This is a genomic window from Sphingomonas endophytica (genome assembly GCF_001476895.1).
Lineage (GTDB): Bacteria > Pseudomonadota > Alphaproteobacteria > Sphingomonadales > Sphingomonadaceae > Sphingomonas > Sphingomonas endophytica_A.
This window is the reverse complement of record NZ_LDTB01000310.1, coordinates 1-930: the sequence shown is the minus strand read 5'-3', so window position 1 is coordinate 930 and position 930 is coordinate 1. Positions and strand designations below refer to the sequence as shown.

Genomic DNA, 930 nt, shown 5'->3' with positions numbered 1-930 from the left:
GTTCTGGAACGCCTGCCGCTTCGCCGAGATGAACGAGTGCGTGAAGCCGGACGGGTTCGATCCGAAGAACGCGAAGGAAACCTTGAACCGCTGGATCGCGCACGAGACCTCGCGCGTCACCCGTGAGGTGACCGAGACGATCGAGGATCATCGTTTCAACGATGCGGCAGCCGCGATCTACCGGTTCGTCTGGAACGTGTTCTGCGACTGGTATCTCGAACTCGCAAAGCCGGTGCTGATGGGCGAGGAGGGCGCGGCCAAGGCCGAGACCCGCGCCATGATCGCCTGGACGCGCGACGAGATCCTCAAGCTGCTGCATCCGTTCATGCCCTTCATCACCGAAGAGCTGTGGGCCGTGACCGCGAAGCGCGACGGCCTCCTGGTGCTGGCGTCTTGGCCGCGCAAATCGGGCGTGACCGGCGAGCAACTGGCGGCGATCGCGACCGCCGGTCCAGTCGTCGACCCGATCATCCCTCCGGTCATTGCCGCGCTCGACGCCGACGAGTTCAGCGATCCCGCGGCCGAAGCTGAGATCGGCTGGGTGGTCGATCTCGTCACCACGATGCGTTCGGTGAAAGCGGAGATGAACATTCCGCCATCGACGCTGACGCCGCTGGTGATCGTGACCAACTCGGATGAAACGCGGGACCGTGCGCGGCGCTGGAACGACACCATCAAGCGGCTCGCTCGGTTGTCGGAGATCTCGTTCGCGGACGCCGCGCCGGAAGGCGCGATGCAGCTGCTGGTCCGCGGTGAAGTCGTCGCATTGCCGCTGAAGGGCGTGATCGATCTTGCCGCCGAACGGGCGCGGCTCGAGAAGGAGCTCGGCAAGGCCGACGCCGACATCAAGCGCGTCGACGCAAAACTCTCCAACGCGAAGTTCGTCGCCAACGCCCACGAAGAACCCGACCACGACGGAAAGGCAAAACA

At 64.6% G+C, this 930-nt stretch carries 1 protein-coding gene; it reads left to right on the top strand.

The window, feature by feature from the left end; all coding sequences use genetic code 11:
* On the top strand, positions 1-930 hold a 930-nt coding region (locus tag NS334_RS17365; RefSeq protein WP_153002848.1), incomplete at both ends, for a class I tRNA ligase family protein.